The organism is Lactobacillus kimbladii (assembly GCF_000970755.1).
Classification (GTDB): Bacteria; Bacillota; Bacilli; order Lactobacillales; family Lactobacillaceae; genus Lactobacillus; species Lactobacillus kimbladii.
The window spans coordinates 1,233,950-1,251,552 of sequence record NZ_KQ034007.1; the positions used below are offsets into that span (position 1 = coordinate 1,233,950).

17 protein-coding genes and 1 other annotated feature are annotated in these 17,603 nt (G+C 35.3%); of the genes, 2 read left to right on the plus strand and 15 right to left on the minus strand.

Annotation, left to right across the window (positions count from 1 at the left end; all coding sequences use genetic code 11):
* Positions 1 to 15: 15 nt before the first annotated feature.
* The 10 genes from JF75_RS06185 to JF75_RS06225 all read right to left on the minus strand — a co-directional run bounded on the left by JF75_RS06185 (position 16) and on the right by JF75_RS06225 (position 10,340).
* On the minus strand, positions 16 to 1,200 hold the full coding sequence (locus JF75_RS06185; RefSeq protein WP_046332302.1) for an MFS transporter: 1,185 nt from the start codon (positions 1,198 to 1,200) through the stop codon (positions 16 to 18).
* A 1,139-nt stretch (positions 1,201 to 2,339) separates the two neighbouring features.
* The gene (gene glnA / locus JF75_RS06190) at positions 2,340 to 3,677 is read right to left on the minus strand and encodes a type I glutamate--ammonia ligase (protein WP_046332303.1); all 1,338 of its coding nucleotides are present in this window, start codon (positions 3,675 to 3,677) and stop codon (positions 2,340 to 2,342) included.
* 171 nt (positions 3,678 to 3,848) lie between these two features.
* Complete coding sequence (locus JF75_RS06195; protein WP_045928291.1) at positions 3,849 to 5,099, minus strand: methionine gamma-lyase family protein; 1,251 nt, start codon at positions 5,097 to 5,099, stop codon at positions 3,849 to 3,851.
* A complete protein-coding gene (miaA, locus tag JF75_RS06200) occupies positions 5,092 to 6,012 on the minus strand; it encodes a tRNA (adenosine(37)-N6)-dimethylallyltransferase MiaA (RefSeq protein ID WP_046332304.1) in 921 nt (306 codons plus the stop codon). Before miaA ends, JF75_RS06195 begins: the two co-directional genes overlap by 8 nt.
* A gap of 67 nt (positions 6,013 to 6,079) precedes the next feature.
* The gene (locus JF75_RS06205) at positions 6,080 to 6,484 is read right to left on the minus strand and encodes a rhodanese-like domain-containing protein (RefSeq protein WP_046332305.1); all 405 of its coding nucleotides are present in this window, start codon (positions 6,482 to 6,484) and stop codon (positions 6,080 to 6,082) included.
* 54 nt (positions 6,485 to 6,538) lie between these two features.
* On the minus strand, positions 6,539 to 6,757 hold the full coding sequence (locus tag JF75_RS06210) for a YqgQ family protein (protein WP_034980203.1): 219 nt from the start codon (positions 6,755 to 6,757) through the stop codon (positions 6,539 to 6,541).
* Positions 6,757 to 7,437, minus strand: coding sequence for a rhomboid family intramembrane serine protease (locus tag JF75_RS06215; RefSeq protein ID WP_046332306.1), 681 nt, complete (start codon positions 7,435 to 7,437; stop codon positions 6,757 to 6,759). The genes JF75_RS06210 and JF75_RS06215 overlap by 1 nt, the downstream gene beginning before the upstream one ends.
* Positions 7,438 to 7,448: 11 nt before the next feature.
* A complete protein-coding gene (locus JF75_RS06220; protein ID WP_046332307.1) occupies positions 7,449 to 8,027 on the minus strand; it encodes a 5-formyltetrahydrofolate cyclo-ligase in 579 nt (192 codons plus the stop codon).
* 53 nt (positions 8,028 to 8,080) lie between these two features.
* Positions 8,081 to 8,230: a 50S ribosomal protein L33 gene (gene rpmG, locus JF75_RS10360; protein WP_081945351.1), complete on the minus strand. Its 150-nt coding sequence runs from the start codon at positions 8,228 to 8,230 to the stop codon at positions 8,081 to 8,083.
* A gap of 82 nt (positions 8,231 to 8,312) precedes the next feature.
* The gene (locus JF75_RS06225; RefSeq protein WP_379859273.1) at positions 8,313 to 10,340 is read right to left on the minus strand and encodes a peptidoglycan D,D-transpeptidase FtsI family protein; all 2,028 of its coding nucleotides are present in this window, start codon (positions 10,338 to 10,340) and stop codon (positions 8,313 to 8,315) included.
* 282 nt (positions 10,341 to 10,622) lie between these two features.
* Between JF75_RS06225 and JF75_RS06230 the strand changes: the two genes are divergently transcribed.
* Positions 10,623 to 11,537 carry an N-acetylglucosamine kinase gene (locus JF75_RS06230; protein ID WP_046332309.1) on the plus strand — a complete coding sequence of 305 codons (915 nt, stop codon included), beginning with the start codon at positions 10,623 to 10,625 and terminating at the stop codon, positions 11,535 to 11,537.
* A 109-nt stretch (positions 11,538 to 11,646) separates the two neighbouring features.
* On the opposite strand, the gene greA is transcribed toward JF75_RS06230, so the two are convergent.
* From greA to JF75_RS06255, 5 genes are all read right to left on the minus strand, one after another.
* Positions 11,647 to 12,123: a transcription elongation factor GreA gene (gene greA, locus JF75_RS06235; protein WP_034980198.1), complete on the minus strand. Its 477-nt coding sequence runs from the start codon at positions 12,121 to 12,123 to the stop codon at positions 11,647 to 11,649.
* A 75-nt stretch (positions 12,124 to 12,198) separates the two neighbouring features.
* The gene (gene pheT / locus JF75_RS06240; protein ID WP_046332310.1) at positions 12,199 to 14,616 is read right to left on the minus strand and encodes a phenylalanine--tRNA ligase subunit beta; all 2,418 of its coding nucleotides are present in this window, start codon (positions 14,614 to 14,616) and stop codon (positions 12,199 to 12,201) included.
* Positions 14,616 to 15,665 (minus strand): phenylalanine--tRNA ligase subunit alpha, encoded by a 1,050-nt coding sequence (pheS, locus tag JF75_RS06245; RefSeq protein WP_046332311.1) that lies wholly within the window; start codon positions 15,663 to 15,665, stop codon positions 14,616 to 14,618. The genes pheT and pheS overlap by 1 nt, the downstream gene beginning before the upstream one ends.
* Before the next feature lie 40 nt (positions 15,666 to 15,705).
* Positions 15,706 to 15,908: a binding site (T-box leader), on the minus strand.
* A 48-nt stretch (positions 15,909 to 15,956) separates the two neighbouring features.
* Positions 15,957 to 16,307 carry a winged helix-turn-helix transcriptional regulator gene (locus JF75_RS06250; protein WP_046332312.1) on the minus strand — a complete coding sequence of 117 codons (351 nt, stop codon included), beginning with the start codon at positions 16,305 to 16,307 and terminating at the stop codon, positions 15,957 to 15,959.
* Positions 16,308 to 16,387: 80 nt separating this feature from the next.
* Positions 16,388 to 17,158: a TrmH family RNA methyltransferase gene (locus JF75_RS06255; RefSeq protein WP_046332313.1), complete on the minus strand. Its 771-nt coding sequence runs from the start codon at positions 17,156 to 17,158 to the stop codon at positions 16,388 to 16,390.
* Between the two features lie 93 nt (positions 17,159 to 17,251).
* Between JF75_RS06255 and JF75_RS06260 the strand changes: the two genes are divergently transcribed.
* Positions 17,252 to 17,584 carry an acylphosphatase gene (locus JF75_RS06260; RefSeq protein ID WP_046332314.1) on the plus strand — a complete coding sequence of 111 codons (333 nt, stop codon included), beginning with the start codon at positions 17,252 to 17,254 and terminating at the stop codon, positions 17,582 to 17,584.
* Positions 17,585 to 17,603 lie beyond the last annotated feature (19 nt).

The window sequence follows — 17,603 nt, forward strand, 5'->3', positions numbered from 1 at the left end:
TTTTATTAAAAAGGTTTAATGGTGCCTTATTGCACCGTTCAAACGAACGCGGTAAGGTAAATAAATTAATATCATAAACGGTATTAAAATTAGTTGCACTAAATAAAAATATTTAACTGGCAATAAGTCATTTATAAATCCCATGATTATTGGACCAAAAGCCATGCCAAAGTCGAGACCTAAGTAAAATGTGCTACTTGCTAAGCCCTGCTCACTAATTGGCGCTAAGAGCATTGCAGTTGACTGTAAAACTGAATACATTAAGCCATAACCAATAGCCATAAAAGTAGCTGCGAGAGCCATTACCCAGTTATTTTTCATTGTTGCCAGCAAAATTAGGTAAATCATGGTAGCGACAACACTATACCAAAACCAAGTGCCAAATTTAACGGTATCAAAGAGATTTTTTAAAACTATTCTAATAAGCAATAATACGACGGCATAAATCAAAAAATAGGAGCCGACATTTACATTCAAATGCCGTTCTTCAACATAAGTGACCAAATCGGCTTGTGTGGCAAAATAAGGAAAGGCAAATAAAGTAGTGAGAATTGCTATCGGCAATACGTTTTTCTGAATGATTTTGAGATGCAAAAATGATTTTTTCTTTTCTGAATGCTTAACTTCTTTGGGTTTGGCTTTATTGCCAACAAATTGAATGATAATGACCATCACAAAAGCCGAAATAGCGGAAGCAATGATAGCAGTCCTGTAACCAGTTTTTTGATAAATACTAATAGCTAGCGCTGGAGCAACAGCCATTGCCAGTGCATTCATTAGACCATAAAAGCCCATTGCCTGCCCAACATGTGCACGTGGTACTAAGAAGGCTAGCCAAGTCGTCATGCAAACCGTGCAAAGAACATAGCCTGAACCGTTAATTAAGCGAAAAAGGAGCAGCCAATTGCTTGCTGGAGCTATTACGTAGCCGGTTACACCGACCACTATCAGAATACCGCCTATAAAAGATAAACGATATTTTGAAAATTTATCTGTCAAATTGCCAGCAATCGGTCGTAAAAACATTGCAGCTATACTCATAATTCCCACAATTAAGCCTGCAAAGCCGCTGCTAGCTCCTAGACTTTTAGCATAGCCGTTAATCAGAGGGTTCACAAACATGGTACTAAACATAAAAAAGAATGAAGCTGCCATAACTAATAATACATCTTTAGTATAAACCGATTTTTCTTTTGTCATTTTTACCTCACTTACTTTAAACTTGACTTATCTATTCTATCACTTAAAGGTTGGCATATAATAAAATGTACTAAAAAACGATCTTATTTATCCGACCCGCAAAAAACTTGAAGTAAATTTTAGTCTGCATGATTTTGTACTTTTTCTTTCAAAGAAATATAAATCAGCTAAAAAAGGTTGTATTGAATTTCCGTACAACCTTTATGCTAGTGTATATGTGATTTTTAGATGTTTATTTATAGAAAATTTTATAATTAAATCTACATGCTTGTTATCTTTTTACTTCATTAAAGGTAAAAATTTCACAACAATAAATTTCTTTCTACAATTTTATTAATTTTTAATAGTGAGTTCAATTTAATTTATCTCGCTACTAATTTTCAACGTTAAGGATAAATATAATCTTTAGCATGATGAAACACTTTATAGATTTATTCTTAACATTGCTGCAAGCAGCTTCAATTGATCATGACATTGAAGTTGCTTTTTTACTTCATAGCATTTTCTTTCTTAAACTATTAATTAATTTTTTTAATTCAAATATCCTAAATTATTTAAAATAACATTACCTCCCTGATATTATGTATAATATATGGTTAAATTTATTAGATAATATAATCCTAATAAATGTAGTCATAAATGTCAATAAATTATTTAATTTTAAAAATTTGTTTTTTATTTAAAAATAATATAAATATAATTTGTATTTTTGAAAGCGCACACAAAAAGTTATATATCTTATTAACTCTTATTTTATTTATACTATTTTAGGAATTAAATGAAAAAGTAATTACATAGCAACACTTAATAAACACATATAATCTGTTATTAAATAAAATGTAGATATTCCTTTTAAATAGCAAAATTAATTCGTATGGTTAAAAACTTTTCTAAAATAAAAAAGTGCTCTTTGAAGTTAAATTAAAAAATTTCACAATTTAAAAAGACTGACAAATCAACGTTTTATTGACGTGATTTGTCAGCCTTTTTAGTTAAGTTAGAGTTTTTTCCCAGACTCTTAAAATTATTGGTCATGTGCAAGAAAAATAATTTAGCCCATTTTTCATCAGCCTTTACATTATTTCCCTAATTCATGAATTTTCAGTTTCTAGATTTTTTAATTATAAAACAAATTTGTTTTAGTAGCCCATGTAACGATTTCTTTCCCAGTCAGAAACAGTTTGAGTATATTGAGACCATTCTAATTCTTTAGAATCAATAAAGCTCTGAGTCAAATGTTCACCTAGAGCTGCTTGAATTAATTTATCCTTTTTAAATGCCTTTAATGCATTATGCAATGTTGAAGGAAGCGGTTTGATCCCCATCTCATTAAGTTGAGCTTCACTTAAATCAAATAAGTTGCAGGTTACTGGATCCATAGGCATCTTTTCTTCCTTAATTCCAGCCATTCCTGCACTTAAACATGCGGCTAAAAGCAAGTACGGGTTAGCTGTAGGATCAGCAGAACGCATTTCAAGACGAGTATTTAATTCCCCTGCAGAAGGTACTCTAACCATAGGAGAACGATTCTTTGAAGCCCAAGAAATATATACTGGAGCTTCAAAACCGGGAATTAAACGCTTGTATGAGTTAACAGTCGGGTTGCCAACTGCTGTAATGGCACGTGCATGCTCCAAAATGCCATTTAAAAAGTACAAGGCAGTCTTGGATAAATGATATTTATTATTTTTATCATAAAATGCATTTTTACTGCCTTTGAATAAAGACATGTTGGTATGCATGCCGTTGCCTGCTTGACCTTGCAGAGGCTTAGCCATAAATGTAGCAAATAAGCCATGTCTTTTAGCTATCTCACGCACAATCATTTTAAAAGTTTGCACACGATCAGCTGTTGTCAAAGCGTCATCAAACCTAAAATCAATTTCCTGCTGACCATCACCAACTTCATGGTGAGCAGCTTCCACTTCAAAACCGATGCTTTCCAAAGTTTCAACAATATCTCGACGACAACTTGCACTTTCATCATTTGATGTTAGATCAAAATATGAGGCATGGTCTGGAACTTGAGTAGTCCAATTACCATTTTCATCAAGTTTAAGTAAATGAAATTCAGCTTCAAAACCAATATCAAAAGCGGTAAAGCCCAATTCTTTCATTTGACCAATAACTCTTTTAAGATTATTCCGCGGATCACCTGCAAAAGGTTCACCATCGGTAGTATGAACAGAACAAGTTAAGCAACCAATTTTACCACCTGTACTGTCACCCCAAGGCAAAACGGACCAGGTGGAAAAATCTGGATATAATATCATATCACTTTCTTCCAAACGAACAAATCCGTCAATCGAAGAACCATCAAAGCGTACGTCATTTTCTAGAACCTTGTCTAACTGACTATTTGGAACCTCAACTGCTTTTAGCGTTCCATTGATATCTGTGAAAGCCAGTCTAATAAATCTGACATCTTCTTCTTTGACACTTTTTCTTATGTCATCTGCTGAAATTTTCTTTGTCATGCTTCTCCACCTAAAAAATCACACAATAATTGGTACAGTCTAAACTAGAAATTTGTTTCTCGTTTAAAACTAGATTTTAGATTAGCAAATGTTTAAAAACTTGTAAAGTGGTCTAACAAAAAATATTAAAACTTTACCAAACTTTTACTTTACTTTTATAAATATCCTTGATTAATTTTGAAAAAATAATTCATTAACTGCATTTGTGATCGCTATTTTCACATGAGCATAGGTTAATCCACCTTGCATATATAGAGCATAAGGCGGTCTAATTGGACCATCTCCAGAAAACTCAATACTTGCACCTTCAATAAATGAACCATCAGCCATAATCACTTGATCTTCATATCCAGTATCATTACTCGGAATAGGATCAACAAATGAATTAATTGGTGAGTTTTCCTGTAAAGTTTTAGCAAATCTGATCATTTTGTCTTTATCATGAAAAATCACTGTTTGAATTAAGTCAGTTCTTTCATCATTCCATTTAGGTGAAACCTCTAATCCCATCTTTTCTAATAAAGCTGATGAGTAAATTGCACCTTTAATAGCATTGCCGGTAACACTCGGTGACACAAAAAGGCCCTCAAAATAATCAAGATTATTATTTAAGCTGGCTCCTTCTTCGCGACCAATACCACCGGCCGTAAGTCTTGCCGCAGTGTTTTCAATCAGTTCGTGCTTACCAACAACATAACCACCTATTTTTGCCAGTCCACCACCAGCATTCTTAATTAATGAGCCAGCCATTATATCAGCACCATATTCAGTAGGTTCATGTTGCTCAGAAAATTCTCCGTAACAGTTATCAACAAAAACTATACTTTTCGGCGAAACTTCCCTGATCATTTTAATCATTGGCTTGATTTTTGCCACTGTAAAACTTGGTCTGGTATTGTAGCCTCGTGAACGCTGAATGACAACCATTTTAGGTTGATGTTCTTTTAACAGCTTTCGTGCAGAAGCAAAATCAACACTGCCATCAGATAACAAATTAACGTGAGAAAACTTAACACCATATTGTTTCAAGCTACCACGACCATTACCGGCAATTCCAATAACTTGTTGCAATGTATCATAAGGCATACCAGTTAAATAGATTAGTTCATCACCTGGCAGCAAATTTCCTGCCATTGCAGTAGCCAAAGTATGAGTACCAGAAACAAACTGTGAACGGACTAAGGCATCCTCAGTGTTAAATATCTGTGCGTAAATACGATCTAGCTTATCTCGCCCGCTGTCATCTGACCCGTACCCAGTACTGCCAATTAAATCAGATTCAGCAACAGCTTTGTCTTTAAAAGCTTGTAAAACTTTATTTTGATTAAATAGAATATTTTGATCAATTTTTGCTAATTGCGGCGCTATCTGTTTGTCAGTTTCTGCTACTATTTCATTTAATTCATTTGGCCAGTTATTCATTTAACCAAACCTCAACTTTCTGTGTAATTTTATTTAAACAATTCGGATCTTTAAGCGGATCAAACCAAGTGACAGGTAATTGATGACGAAAATACGTCAGCTGCCTCTTAGCATATCTTCTTGAAGCTGTTTTTAAATTTGAAATGCAATTTTCAAGGTTATCTTGTTTTGCAAAATAAGGAAACAACTCTTTATAACCAATAGCCTGCAGGATTGTATATTCTTGAGCACGATTTTGATAAACAAATTTTGCTTCTTCAAGCAAGCCTTGTTCCATCATCTGATCAACACGCGAATCAATTCTACGGTAGATTTTAGCACGATCTGAATTGAGACCAATAATGAGGTAATCATATCTTGCCTTTATTTTTTTCTGCTGTTGTGAAAACTTTTTTCCTGTACGTTCAATTACTGTCAGCGCCCGTAAAACACGGCGAGAGTTATTTGATGGAATTTTTTGAGCGGCTTCTGGATCTCTCTTGTCTAACTCTGCCCACAATTCATTTTTACCATGTTCCTGCAAAAAGTTTTCCCATTTTTTCGTTGTCACTGATTCTTGGCGAGACGGTTCTCCTAATTTCATTTTGTTTAAAAGTGCATTAACATAAAAACCAGTACCACCCACTAACAGTGGTAGCTTATTTTTGGTAGTGATTTGTTCAACCGCTTTTTCAGCCTGCTCAATAAAATCTATCACAGAATACGGTTCAAAAACTGATTGAGTATCAACAAGGTAATGTCGAATCGTCTTTTGCTCGGCTTTAGTTGCTTTTGCAGTCCCGATTGCCACCTCTTTATAAACCTGCATTGAATCACCCGAAATTATTTCAGCATTTACTTTTTGAGCAAGCTGAATTGCCAAAGAGGTTTTTCCAATTGCTGTTGGTCCCACTATTGCCAGAACTTTCTGCATCTTTTTCCCTCATTCAATAAATAGTATAGAAAAAACACGTTTGAAAATTAACAAACATGTTTTCTCATTAATATTTGGACTTCTTAGTGCGACCGTCCCATTCATCAAAGCCATTTTTTAACCATTTGATAGAAGAAAAGTTCTTTTTCTGTAAAAATCTGGCAGCACGTAAAGTAACTGATAAAGAATCAGAGTATAAATAAACTGGAAGATCGGACCTTAATTCAGTATATTGATACTTAAGCATTGTGTAAGGTAAGTTTCTTGCTCCATCAATATGTTTTCTTTTGAAAGGTTCCTTTTCACGTAAATCCACTACTTGCGCTTTACGCATTCCCTTATTAAATTCATCATTTGATAAATCTCCACCACCTAAGCGCTTAGTCTGGATTTTATTCCATAACCATACTGCAACAAAGGCTAAAATTACAATAATTAAAACCGCATCTAGAATTAATAAAAATGTTGACATAAATTGTATTTCTCCTACTAAAAGTTTCTAAAAACAATATACTCTTAATGTAGCTTAAGAGCCATGCTTATTTTTATTTCTGCGTTCTTCATATTCGTATTCACGCCGCAGTATTATTTTTGCAACTAAATAATCATGTTTGTCAATTAAATGCGAACGATTGATGTTGTCCAATTCGAGAGCCATCAGTTCAATATCCCAAATTCTCTTGCCGACATGAACAAAAATACCGTATTTTTCCAAAAGCTGTTGCACATCATACAGAGTTTTCATTATAAGTTAATTACCATACCCATTCTGACAGCTGCCACACAATAAATTATTAAAGCACATACTGCAACAACACGCATTTTTATTGAATAATTTCTCAAGTTTTTTTCACCTAAAATCACAGCAATTAAAAATCCGGCTATAAAACCGCCAATATGTCCTGGAATATCGATGTTAGGAGCAAAAAGGTCAAGTCCTATATTAATCAACGCCAGCCAGAATGATTGTCTGCCGAGATAAACAAGAATTGGATTCGTCCGATTTTGCAATGCAATAGCAGTCATTGCGCCAAAAAGTCCAAATAAAGCCGTTGAAGCTCCGGCACTAATGGCATTATCATTTCCCCAAGCCAGGCTTAAAAGGTTTCCACCAATACCTGAAAGTAAATAGATGACTAAAAAACGCCAATGACCTATTATTGTTTCCATATAAACACCAAGATAATAAATCATTACTGCATTTGATATTAAATGCATAATTCCAATATGTAAAAATTGTGCAGTGAACAGGCGCCACCACTGATTACCTATAACAATAGCATCATTTTTCATAGCTCCCATTTTCATTAAAACATAGATATTTTCGGAGCCACCTATTGCAGTTTCAATTAAAAAGACCAAGAAAAGAATAACCAATATACTGACGGTTATATAACAATTTTTCAGGTTTTGTCGCTGGTTCATAATAGCCTCAGTTATTTCGATAAAATTGATTCAGGAGTGATAATTGTTTGAATTGGAACATCAGTTGATTCTATTTTCCATGCTGCAGTTTCAAAAATCATTTTTGAATTGACTAAAGCTACTGTCTTTGAACTAGGATGTTTTGCCAAAAAGCGATCATAATAGCCTCCGCCAAAGCCTAAACGTTGATGTGAGTCTAAAGCAAAAGCCAGTCCAGGCACAATAATTAAGTCAAGATCATTATTAATCTGTGCGTCCGGTTCACTTACTTCAGCCACACCAAATTTGGACTTAGTTAACTTGGTCATATAACTATAATAGATAAAATCTTGTGAACGTTCACTGTTATCATTAGCCCGTGCTAAATAAACATCTTTTCCTTGATCCCATAGCTGAGCAATTAGACCTGAGGTATCTACCTCATAAGTAAGAGAAGAAGTTATCCCAATGCTTTGGCATTTGTCAAGGAGTTCAGAATTCATAATATTCTTAAGTAGAACCTGATCTTCAGCATTCTTTTCAGCGGTTTCCGCAAAGCCGCTTAGTTTTTCAACTTGTTGTTGTCTAATTTCTTTTTTTAATTTTGTCATGATTCTTCCATATAAAAAATAGCAGGAGCATAGGCTCCTGCCATATTGGTTAATTACTTAGTTTCACGATGAAGAGTAGTATGTCTTTCAACTGGGCAATACTTCTTCAAACTTAAACGTTCCGGATGCTTACGCTTGTTTTTCTTAGATAAGTAACTTCTATCGCCACATTCGGTGCATTCCAAAATGATGTTATCTGCCATTTCTTTCACCACCTACGCTTTTATTCTGACTGTATTATCTTAGCATTTTTCCATTATTATTACCAGTAATATTCACAAAATTCTACTTTTTATGTAATTTAAAGTAGTCTTGCACCATCGCCTTAGTCATTTGTAATGTGTAGGAACCTTCGTGTTCGGGATCAAGTCCCGGAAATATTACTGCTGTAGCTATTTCAGGATTATTTGATGGCGCATAGCCCACAAAAGTAGCATTAACAAGCTCAGGCGGATTTTTTTGCTTAGGATTATCTGGATCGTAATAAAATGTCTGAGCTGTTCCTGATTTACCCGAAATAGCAGGTTTCACGTTTTTTAATTTATGTGCGGTACCCCATGAATTTGTACCATGAACAACGCGCCAGAAGCCTTGTCTGACAATATTTAATTCATCTGAAGTCCAGGGGATACGTAACTGCACTTCTGGCTTCTTATTGTAATCCACATAAATTTTTTGACCATTATTTGAAGTTCGCCCAATTGATTGCACAACATAAGGCTGCATTCTATAACCGCCGTTTGCAATAGTAGAAACGTACTGAGCCATTTGAATCAGGGTATAAGCATCATAGTTGCCGTAAGACAAGTCTAAGACGGAACCCGAAAGAACCAATCCTTGATCATTAAATGATTTGCCTTGAATTCCTGAAATTTCGCCCGGCAAGTCAATACCTGTCTTTTGTCCCAAACCAAACATATTAAAATTATGTCGTAAAGGTTCGAATGCTGTTTGTGGCATGTGGATAAAACTCTTGGGCACATAATCAGCTTTAATCCACTTCATTGCTAAATGCATCATGTAAATATTACTAGAAACTTCAAGCGCAGTTTCTGCATCAAGTGCCCCAAATGTCCCTATTGGATAAACCGATTTTTTAACAGGGGTACTTGGCAAGTAAACTGGTGTATCGGGCATTACATTATTTGTGGGAGTAATTACTTTGTTAATTAATCCACCACCTACCATTGCACCTTTAACAGCTGAACCCATTACAAATGACTGATTAATTACGCCTAATGCATTATTAGTGGTTTTATTCTTTTTGGGGTCGCGATTGATTCCCGCCATAGCTAAAATTGCACCGGTTTTGGGGTTCATGGCAACAGCATAGGCACCATTTGAATAGTGAGCAGCCCCAGAACCAACAGCCGCAGCATAAATTTTTTCTAATGAACTTTGAACTTCTTTTTGATATTTAGCATCAAGAGTCAAAACCAAACTTGCACCGGCTTGACCAGAATATACCGCTTTCGATTGTTCGATATCACCTGAATTTTTAGTCCAAACTTTACTCGTGGCTTTCGTTCCTTTTAGCAGTGGTTCATATTTTTCTTCCAAATATGAAGTACCTACTCTGTCATTTCTAGAATAGCCATTGGTTAAATAATACTGTAAATTATCACTAGGTAACCCAGCCTTCTCCGTTGATACGGATCCAATAATACTGCGAATAGAAGAACCGTTGGGATATGATCTTTGCCAGTCTGTACCAATGCCTACACCGGGCAAATCTGAAAGATGCTCACCCACTTCTGCAATTTCTTTATCTGTCAGATGATTATTTTTAATATAAATAGTAGAAAGAGTATATGCTCCAGAAATCTTATTGTAAATTAAAGCCGCTGTTTTCTCACGTGCACTTAATTTAACATGTTCAGCACTAACCTGCTCTTGGATTCTTTTATTAATTAAATTATCATCCTGAGTTGCTCTGACAGATTTAGGAACTTTCGCAGCTTCCTTAGCACTATTTTTTTTATTAGCCAAATAATAATCAGTTACTTGCTGCTGTGTCGGTTTTTCATCTTTAATTGAAATATATTGACTAAGAGAATTTGAAATTGCATAAATGTCTTCACTCGTAGTAGAAACACTTTTGGTATAAGTAATAGCATTTTTAGCTTTATTTCCTACCAATACGCGTCCTTTACTGTCATACATAACTCCGCGAGGAACCTGACTGGAAACTACAGCAGAATTAGATTTTTGCACTTCAGCTTTGAAGCGTGAACCATAGCCAATTTGCAAATAAGCCAGTTGCCCAATTAATGTAGCAAAAAGGACAAAAATAATTCCCAAAATTATCTTCATCCTAATTGGAGTAGAAGCTTGTTTTTTGGAATTATTATTTTTAGTCTTCAGTTTTTTCTTAAAAAAATTCAATTAGACTCAACCTCACTAAACTAGTGTAATTTTAGCAAAAACTAGATGACAAATCTATTGAGATGTTAACGTTTTGAAAAAACTTTAATAGATAAGTTGCAAATGACAAGTAATAAACTAGTTATAGACACTTCATAAAAAATCTTCTGTAAATTATTCATTTGTAATAAAATATTGATGGGATAAAAAATTTAGAAAGAAGATCAAACTATGACACTTAAATTTCAAATTGGAGTTGACGCTGGCGGAACCCATACTATAGCAATTGCTTATGACTTAAAAGGTCAGGAACTGGCACGTGTTAAAGCTGGACCAGGTCAGGTAAACACAAATTATGACAATGCAATAATCAATATTACCAATGCTATAAACAAGTTAATTGATGAAATCGATGGTGATTGTCAACGTATTTTATGCGGAATAGCTGGCTTATCTGTGGTTGGTCATGCTCCGGAAATAGCAGCTGAAATTTCAGCAAAAGTTGATAACTTACCTACCAGAGCAATTACTGATTCCCTTTTAGCTCTTTATAATGGGCTTGAAGGTGAAGATGGTGGTTTAGTAATTGCAGGGACTGGTTCTGTTTTTAATGGTTTGCAAAATGGCAGAATTATCACAACCGGTGGATATGGTGCCATTTTAGGTGATGAAGGTTCCGGATATGCCATTGCACTATCAGCTTTGAAGTCAGCTCTGCTTAGTTGGGACAAACGAGAAGAAAATGAACTGATTTCAATGTTCAATAAATTATTCAAAGTTGACAACCTTAATGATGCAACAGCTAAATTTTATAAAACAGCAAACGCTGACTTTGCCTCAATGGCCGTTAATGTAGCACAACTAGCTGATAAAGGTAATCCTTTTGCATTAGCAGTAATCAAGGAGCAAGCAGAACTTCTTGCACGTGATATTATTATTGGCATGAATCGATACGAAGATCCTAAACCAATGAAAATCGCATTAACCGGCTCTGTACTCGCTAACAATCACATGCTGCGAGATTTTCTTGAAGATAAAGTTCGGGAAAAATATCCAGACGCACAATTTTCAATTTCTAACGGTGAAAATGCTCGCGGAGTAATCTTTGATAAAAGCAAAGATTATCGCTATTTCACCAGTCACTAAGTCTGCCACAAAAAAGACCAGAACTTTACGTTTTTCATTTTAAGAAAACGTATATGCTCTGGTCTTTTTTTTATCGAAAATAGTAAAACATTTTTGTAAAGACTGCTAACTATTCCTCTACTTTATTGATCACTACATCAAATTTACCACCAGGTGTTGATATAGTTACTGTTTCGCCTTTTTTCTTGCCTAAAATTGCTTGGGCTATTGGCGAATCATTAGAAATCTTACCATTCATCGGATCAGATTCATCACTACCAACGATAGTATAAGTTTCTGGTTCATCTTCACCAACTTCCGTATAAGTTACTGTTTTACCCACTGCAACTTCATCTGGATCGCTAGAGTTAGCGTCAACTACATGAGCATACTTAAGCATTTCTTCAACAACACTAATACGATCTTCTAAATGGCTCTGTTCGTCTTTAGCAGCGTCATATTCAGAGTTTTCAGACAAGTCACCATAAGAACGAGCAACTTTAATTCTTTCAATTACTTCAGGGCGCTTCACAACTTTTAGATTTTTTAATTCTGCTTCCAGTTTTTCTTTTCCTTCAGCAGTCATCGGATAAGATTTTTCAGGCATTAAATTTCCACTCCTTAAAGTTAAATTTCTTTTTGCAAAGATCTATGATATTACTTTAACGATTAATGTCAACCATTAGCGTATTTCTGCTTTAAGCTGCTTTTCGAGACTCGAATCAATAGAAGTTATCGCTTCATTAACAATTGTATCGGTTAAAGTATCATTTTCATTCAGGAAAGTTAAACGATATGCAAAACTCTTTTTATCCTCGGCGATATGAGACCCGCGATATACATCGATAATACGCAAATCATGAAGATACTTGCCACCATTTTCTTTGATGACATCCTCAACAGCTTGGTTAGTAACTTCCTGGTCTACTAAGATTGAAAGGTCACGTTCAACGGCAGGGAATTTTGGCGCTGTTTGTGCTGTAGTGTGTGGATTAAGAATTAATGGAATAATGACATCAAGATTTAGCTCGTAACCATAAATTTCGCTATCTTTCATAGCTTTATTAGATTGAGTCACAGGGCGATCTAACATACCAATCATCCCAACATATTTGTTCTTAATATATATACCGGCAGTCCTGGTGGGATGCATATACATAATTACTTCAGCCTTGTATTCAACATCATCCGTGTTAATTCCCAAAGCTAAAAATAAGTTGGTAAGCTGTCCTTTAACATAAAAGAAATCAATTTTTTCATTATTGTTTTGCCAGTTTTCAAAATATACATTACCGCTATATAGTGCAGCTAAATGTTCATGTTCATTATAAGTATTATTTTCGAAATCATAGACACGTCCTTGCTCAAAAATTGCCAGTTGATTTTGCTTGCGAGCCATATTATAGCTTGCTGCGTCTACTAGCCCTGTCATTAAGTTTTGTCTCAAAGTTGAACGATTTGAATTCAATGGCATCTGAACCTCAACTGGTTTTTTAGGTTCTTGGGAAAAGCCAATCGCTTTTTCAAGTGAAGTTAGTGAGTAAGAAATAGCTTCTATTAAACCTTGACCTTGAACAAAATTCTTAATGCGCCTAATGGCTTCTTCTTTTTTAGAATAGCCACCGTGCGTTTCTGCTAAAACTGGCTGAGTAGATTTGATATTATCATAGCCATATAAACGTCCCACTTCTTCAACGAGGTCAGCAGGAATAGCTACATCCCAGCGCCTTGCTGGCACATCAACAATTAGTTCATCATTATTAATTTCTGCCTTGAAATTCAAACGGGAAAAAATGGCAGCAATTTCTGTTGAAGAAATATCGGTGCCCAAAACTTTATTTATGTAAGAAATCGTTGTTTTAATTTGAACAGGTTGCCTTTTTTGAGAACTTCCCGTAATCACACCCTCATTTATTTTTCCAGAAGCATCATTACGTAAAAGCATAGCAGCCATATCTAATGCGCGAGTTGTTGCATCCCAGTTAACGCCTTTTTCATAACGACTAGAAGCTTCTGTCCTGTTAGCGTGACGCAAAGCTGCTTTTCTAATTAAGGTTGAATCAAAAATAGCCGACTCTAGCAAAACGTCAGTAGTATCAGCTTCAATTTCAGAATTAAGACCGCCCATAACTCCCGCCATCATCACAACTTCTTCACCATTTGTGATAACAATGTCATTAGGATCAAGATCAACTTCTTTATTGTTTAAAAGCGTCAATTTCTCGTTCTTTTCAGCTTTTCTGACCACTAACTTATTTGTTTTAAAAGCACGAGCATCGTAACTGTGCATTGGCTGGCCGGTTAAGAGCATAATATAATTTGTCACGTCAACAACATTATTAATGGGTCTAATGCCAGCATTCCAAAGTCGCCTTTGGAGCCAAAGAGGGCTGTCCCCTATTTTCACATTACTGATTTTGCGTAAATAAAACTTAGGTGCAAGCTCTGGATCAACATCTACAGTGAAGTCCTTAGTCCAATCTGGACCATCTTCCTTGAGAGTTATATCTTCAACTTTGACAGGTGTGTCAGTAATAGCACCGACTTCATAAGCTGAGCCTTCCATTGATAACGTATCAGCGCGATTCGGGGTAATGTCAAAGTCAAAAATATAATCATCCATTCCTAAAGGAGCAAATGCGGATTGACCTGGTTTGACATCAGCATCTTCTGGAAAAACATAAATACCTTTAGCATATTTTTCAGGTACTAGGTTATCCGGGAATCCTATTTCTTGTAAGCCACAAATCATACCATTTGATTCATTTCCACGTAATTTGCTTTTTTTGATTTTTACATTACCAGCAATCCGAGCGCCAGGTAAAGCCACCACTACATCTTCTCCAGCAGCAACATTAGGTGCACCGCAGACTATTTGATGAGGTTCATCTTCTCCCACATCAACATGAGTAAGATTCAGGTGTGTGCCAGCAATTGGTTCACAGTCAATAATATGACCAACAACTAGCTGTTTCATGCCCTCTTCGGGATGCTTGACACCGGCTACTTCAATACCTGTACGTGTTATTTTTTCAGCTAAATCCTTAGGATCTTGGTCTAAATCAATAAAATCCTTTAACCAACTATATGAAACCAGCATTATCTTTCCTCCTTACTGAATTGCTCTAAGAAGCGAACATCGTTAGTGTAGAAATCACGAATATCATCAATACCATATTTAAGAATGGCAAAACGATCTAACCCCACGCCAAAGGCAAAGCCACCATAAACATTGGCATCAACTCCAGCATTTTCAAGAACATTAGGGTGAACCATTCCAGCACCTAAAACTTCGATCCAGCCAGTATATTTACAAATTGAACAGCCCTTGCCATTGCAGTTAAAGCAGGAAACATCCATTTCAACAGAAGGTTCAGTAAAAGGAAAGTAACTAGGACGCAGACGGGTTTCGCGGTCTTGGCCAAAAATATGCTTTGCCATTAATTCCAAAGTTCCCTTTAAATCACCCATCGTAATATTTTTATCAACTACCAGACCCTCCATTTGCATAAACTGATGTGAGTGAGTAGCATCATCGTCATCACGGCGATACACTTTACCTGGTCCTACCATCTTTAAAGGACCCTTGGCAAAATCATGCTTTTCTAATACGCGAGCTTGATCACCGGAAGTCTGAGAACGTAATAAATCTTCAGAATCTATATAAAAGGTTTCTTGCATGTCCCTGGCCGGGTGGTCTTTTGGCAAATTCATCATTTCAAAACAATAATGATCAGTTTCAATCTCTGGCCCTTGCACTACTTTATAACCCATGCCAATAAAATATTTTTCGAGATCATCCAAAATAATATTGATGGGATGTTTGGTACCAAGATGCATTTCGCGCCCAGGTAAAGTAACATCGATTTTTTCTTTAGCCAGTTGTTCCTCAACTAAAGCTGCTACTATTTCATTTTTAGCATCATCGAGCTTAGCGTTAAACAAATCCCGCAATTTATTAACTCGTTGTCCAACTTCACGTCTATCACTGGGATCAATATCTTTCATGGAATGAAGAATGGTTGTCAATTCACTTTTACGACCAGTTAATTTAACGCGAACGTCATTTAACTTTTCTTCATTTTTAGCCTTATCGATCTCATCAAGACCTTTTTCACGCAGTTCTTTTAACCTGTCAAATAAGTCCATAAAACTTTTCCTTTCAAATCAAACAAAAAAGCTTCATCCCAAAAGGGACGAAGCTTCGCGGTACCACCCTAGTTTGGACAGAAAATGTCCACACTCATGTTTCGATAACGGTGAATACCGGAATGGATTAGATTCTACTAGTAAGGTGAAATTCACAGTTCCGTTTAAACCTTTCTTTCAGCTCAATAAAAAGGTCTCTCTGACTAAATGATTGCTGCTACTAGTCTTACTCTTTGTAATTAGTTAATAGAATATATCTTTTTTAAAAAACATGCAAGAGGATTAGACAAATTAGACCCATTTATCGGCCCAACCATGAATTTGATCAAAAACGGGCTTTAATTCTTCACCCTTTTGTGTCAGACTGTAAGAAATAATCTTTGTTTTACCATCAACTGAACGGTTAACAATATCTTCTTTTTCTAATTCTTTTAATCTTTCAACTAAAACACGGTCAGAGCAAGGCAACACGCATTGTGCTAAGTCTTTAAAGCGCATATAATCTCCGGCACAGAGTGAACTAATAATTAAACCGTTCCACTTTTTACCAATAATTTTAAACGCGTTAATAAAATGTTTACAGTACTCATAATTAGGAGCACCACAACCAGCACAATTTTTGTCCTTAATACCTTGAGGCATGATACTGTCCCTCCCACAAGAAAGTGTCTGTTTCGCCTTTTATTATATTAAATATACTTACTAAAAACAAGCATTAAGAGTTAAGAGAAATAGTAAATAATAATGCCCGCAGCCACAGCAGCGTTTAAAGATTCGGCTTGACCTTTGATAGGAATATATAGTTTCTGATCACAGATTTCTGCTACCTCTGAAGTAACGCCATGTGCTTCGTTACCAATAACAATACCAACTTGCGGTACTTTTTTAAATTCTGGTAATTCCTTGGCGTTTTTATCTAACATACTTGAATAAATTGGTATGGTATTATCTTGCATTTCTTTTATAACTGTTAATAAGTTTTCCGTAATTACATTGATATGGAATTGACTGCCCTGCATTGCGCGCTGAGTCTTGGGATTATAGATGTCAACACTTTTAGGGGATAAAACGACACCATTAAATCCCGCTGCATCTGCAGTTCTGATAATTGTTCCCACATTGCCAGGATCTGCCAGATGATCTAGCAATACCCACTTACCAAAATTAAAATGATAGTTTTGAGGTTGACCAATCTTTAAAACCATAAAAATATTTTGAGAATTTTTTGTACTTGCAAGATGGTGAGCAACGGATAAATTGATTATGACAGTTTTTTGGCTTGTCACTAGTTGGGGAAAAATATCTTTGATCTCCGCTAAAGCTTCCTCAGTCCCTAAAAGATACTCGTAGCTTTTTTTGGCTTTGAAAGCCTCTGTAACCAAGTGAAAGCCTTCAATCATATATAAGCCATTTTCTTGTCGATATTTTTTTTGTTTTAATTTAGTTAAATTTTTTATTAGCTTATTATTTACGGAAGTTATTTGTTCTGACATCTAAATCTCTTCTTTCATCTTCATCAATATATTATTTTAATTTCAAGCTGATAAAATGTTAAAATCAAGAAAGCAGGACTAGGAAGGATTATTATGGGATTTTTTAACAAGCACAGGAACAAAAGAAAAAGCAATCCGACCAATGATTCAAAAGAAACTTGGCAATTAACTGTTTCAGGTATCGTTCAAGGTGTAGGTTTTCGCTGGAGCGTATTAAATCTTGCGCAAAAAATGGGGATGACTGGCAATGTTCGCAATAACAGTGATGAAACTGTCACAATTACTTTACAAGCTGAATTAAGCCGAGTCAATCAATTTTGTGCTGAATTGCCTAAGAATATTTCTCAATTTGCACGCATTTCAAATATCAAAAAAGAAAAACTAACAAAAGTAAGCAAAATGAGTGGTTTTCATGTATTATATTAGTTATTGGCAAAAAATAATA

Coding starts and splice junctions, on each gene's coding strand:
- pheS (WP_046332311.1), bottom strand. CDS start 15,665: ATGGACTTATTTGACAGGTTAAAAGAACTGCGTGAAAAAGGTCTTGAT.
- JF75_RS06195 (WP_045928291.1), bottom strand. CDS start 5,099: ATGAATAACTGGCCAAATGAATTAAATGAAATAGTAGCAGAAACTGAC.
- JF75_RS06225 (WP_379859273.1), bottom strand. CDS start 10,340: ATGAAGATAATTTTGGGAATTATTTTTGTCCTTTTTGCTACATTAATT.
- greA (WP_034980198.1), bottom strand. CDS start 12,123: ATGCCTGAAAAATCTTATCCGATGACTGCTGAAGGAAAAGAAAAACTG.
- rpmG (WP_081945351.1), bottom strand. CDS start 8,230: ATGGCAGATAACATCATTTTGGAATGCACCGAATGTGGCGATAGAAGT.
- JF75_RS06250 (WP_046332312.1), bottom strand. CDS start 16,307: ATGCCTCAAGGTATTAAGGACAAAAATTGTGCTGGTTGTGGTGCTCCT.
- JF75_RS06205 (WP_046332305.1), bottom strand. CDS start 6,484: ATGTCAACATTTTTATTAATTCTAGATGCGGTTTTAATTATTGTAATT.
- pheT (WP_046332310.1), bottom strand. CDS start 14,616: ATGCTGGTTTCATATAGTTGGTTAAAGGATTTTATTGATTTAGACCAA.
- JF75_RS06260 (WP_046332314.1), top strand. CDS start 17,252: ATGGGATTTTTTAACAAGCACAGGAACAAAAGAAAAAGCAATCCGACC.
- JF75_RS06220 (WP_046332307.1), bottom strand. CDS start 8,027: ATGACAAAATTAAAAAAAGAAATTAGACAACAACAAGTTGAAAAACTA.
- glnA (WP_046332303.1), bottom strand. CDS start 3,677: ATGACAAAGAAAATTTCAGCAGATGACATAAGAAAAAGTGTCAAAGAA.
- JF75_RS06215 (WP_046332306.1), bottom strand. CDS start 7,437: ATGAACCAGCGACAAAACCTGAAAAATTGTTATATAACCGTCAGTATA.
- JF75_RS06230 (WP_046332309.1), top strand. CDS start 10,623: ATGACACTTAAATTTCAAATTGGAGTTGACGCTGGCGGAACCCATACT.
- JF75_RS06210 (WP_034980203.1), bottom strand. CDS start 6,757: ATGAAAACTCTGTATGATGTGCAACAGCTTTTGGAAAAATACGGTATT.
- JF75_RS06255 (WP_046332313.1), bottom strand. CDS start 17,158: ATGTCAGAACAAATAACTTCCGTAAATAATAAGCTAATAAAAAATTTA.
- miaA (WP_046332304.1), bottom strand. CDS start 6,012: ATGCAGAAAGTTCTGGCAATAGTGGGACCAACAGCAATTGGAAAAACC.
- JF75_RS06185 (WP_046332302.1), bottom strand. CDS start 1,200: ATGACAAAAGAAAAATCGGTTTATACTAAAGATGTATTATTAGTTATG.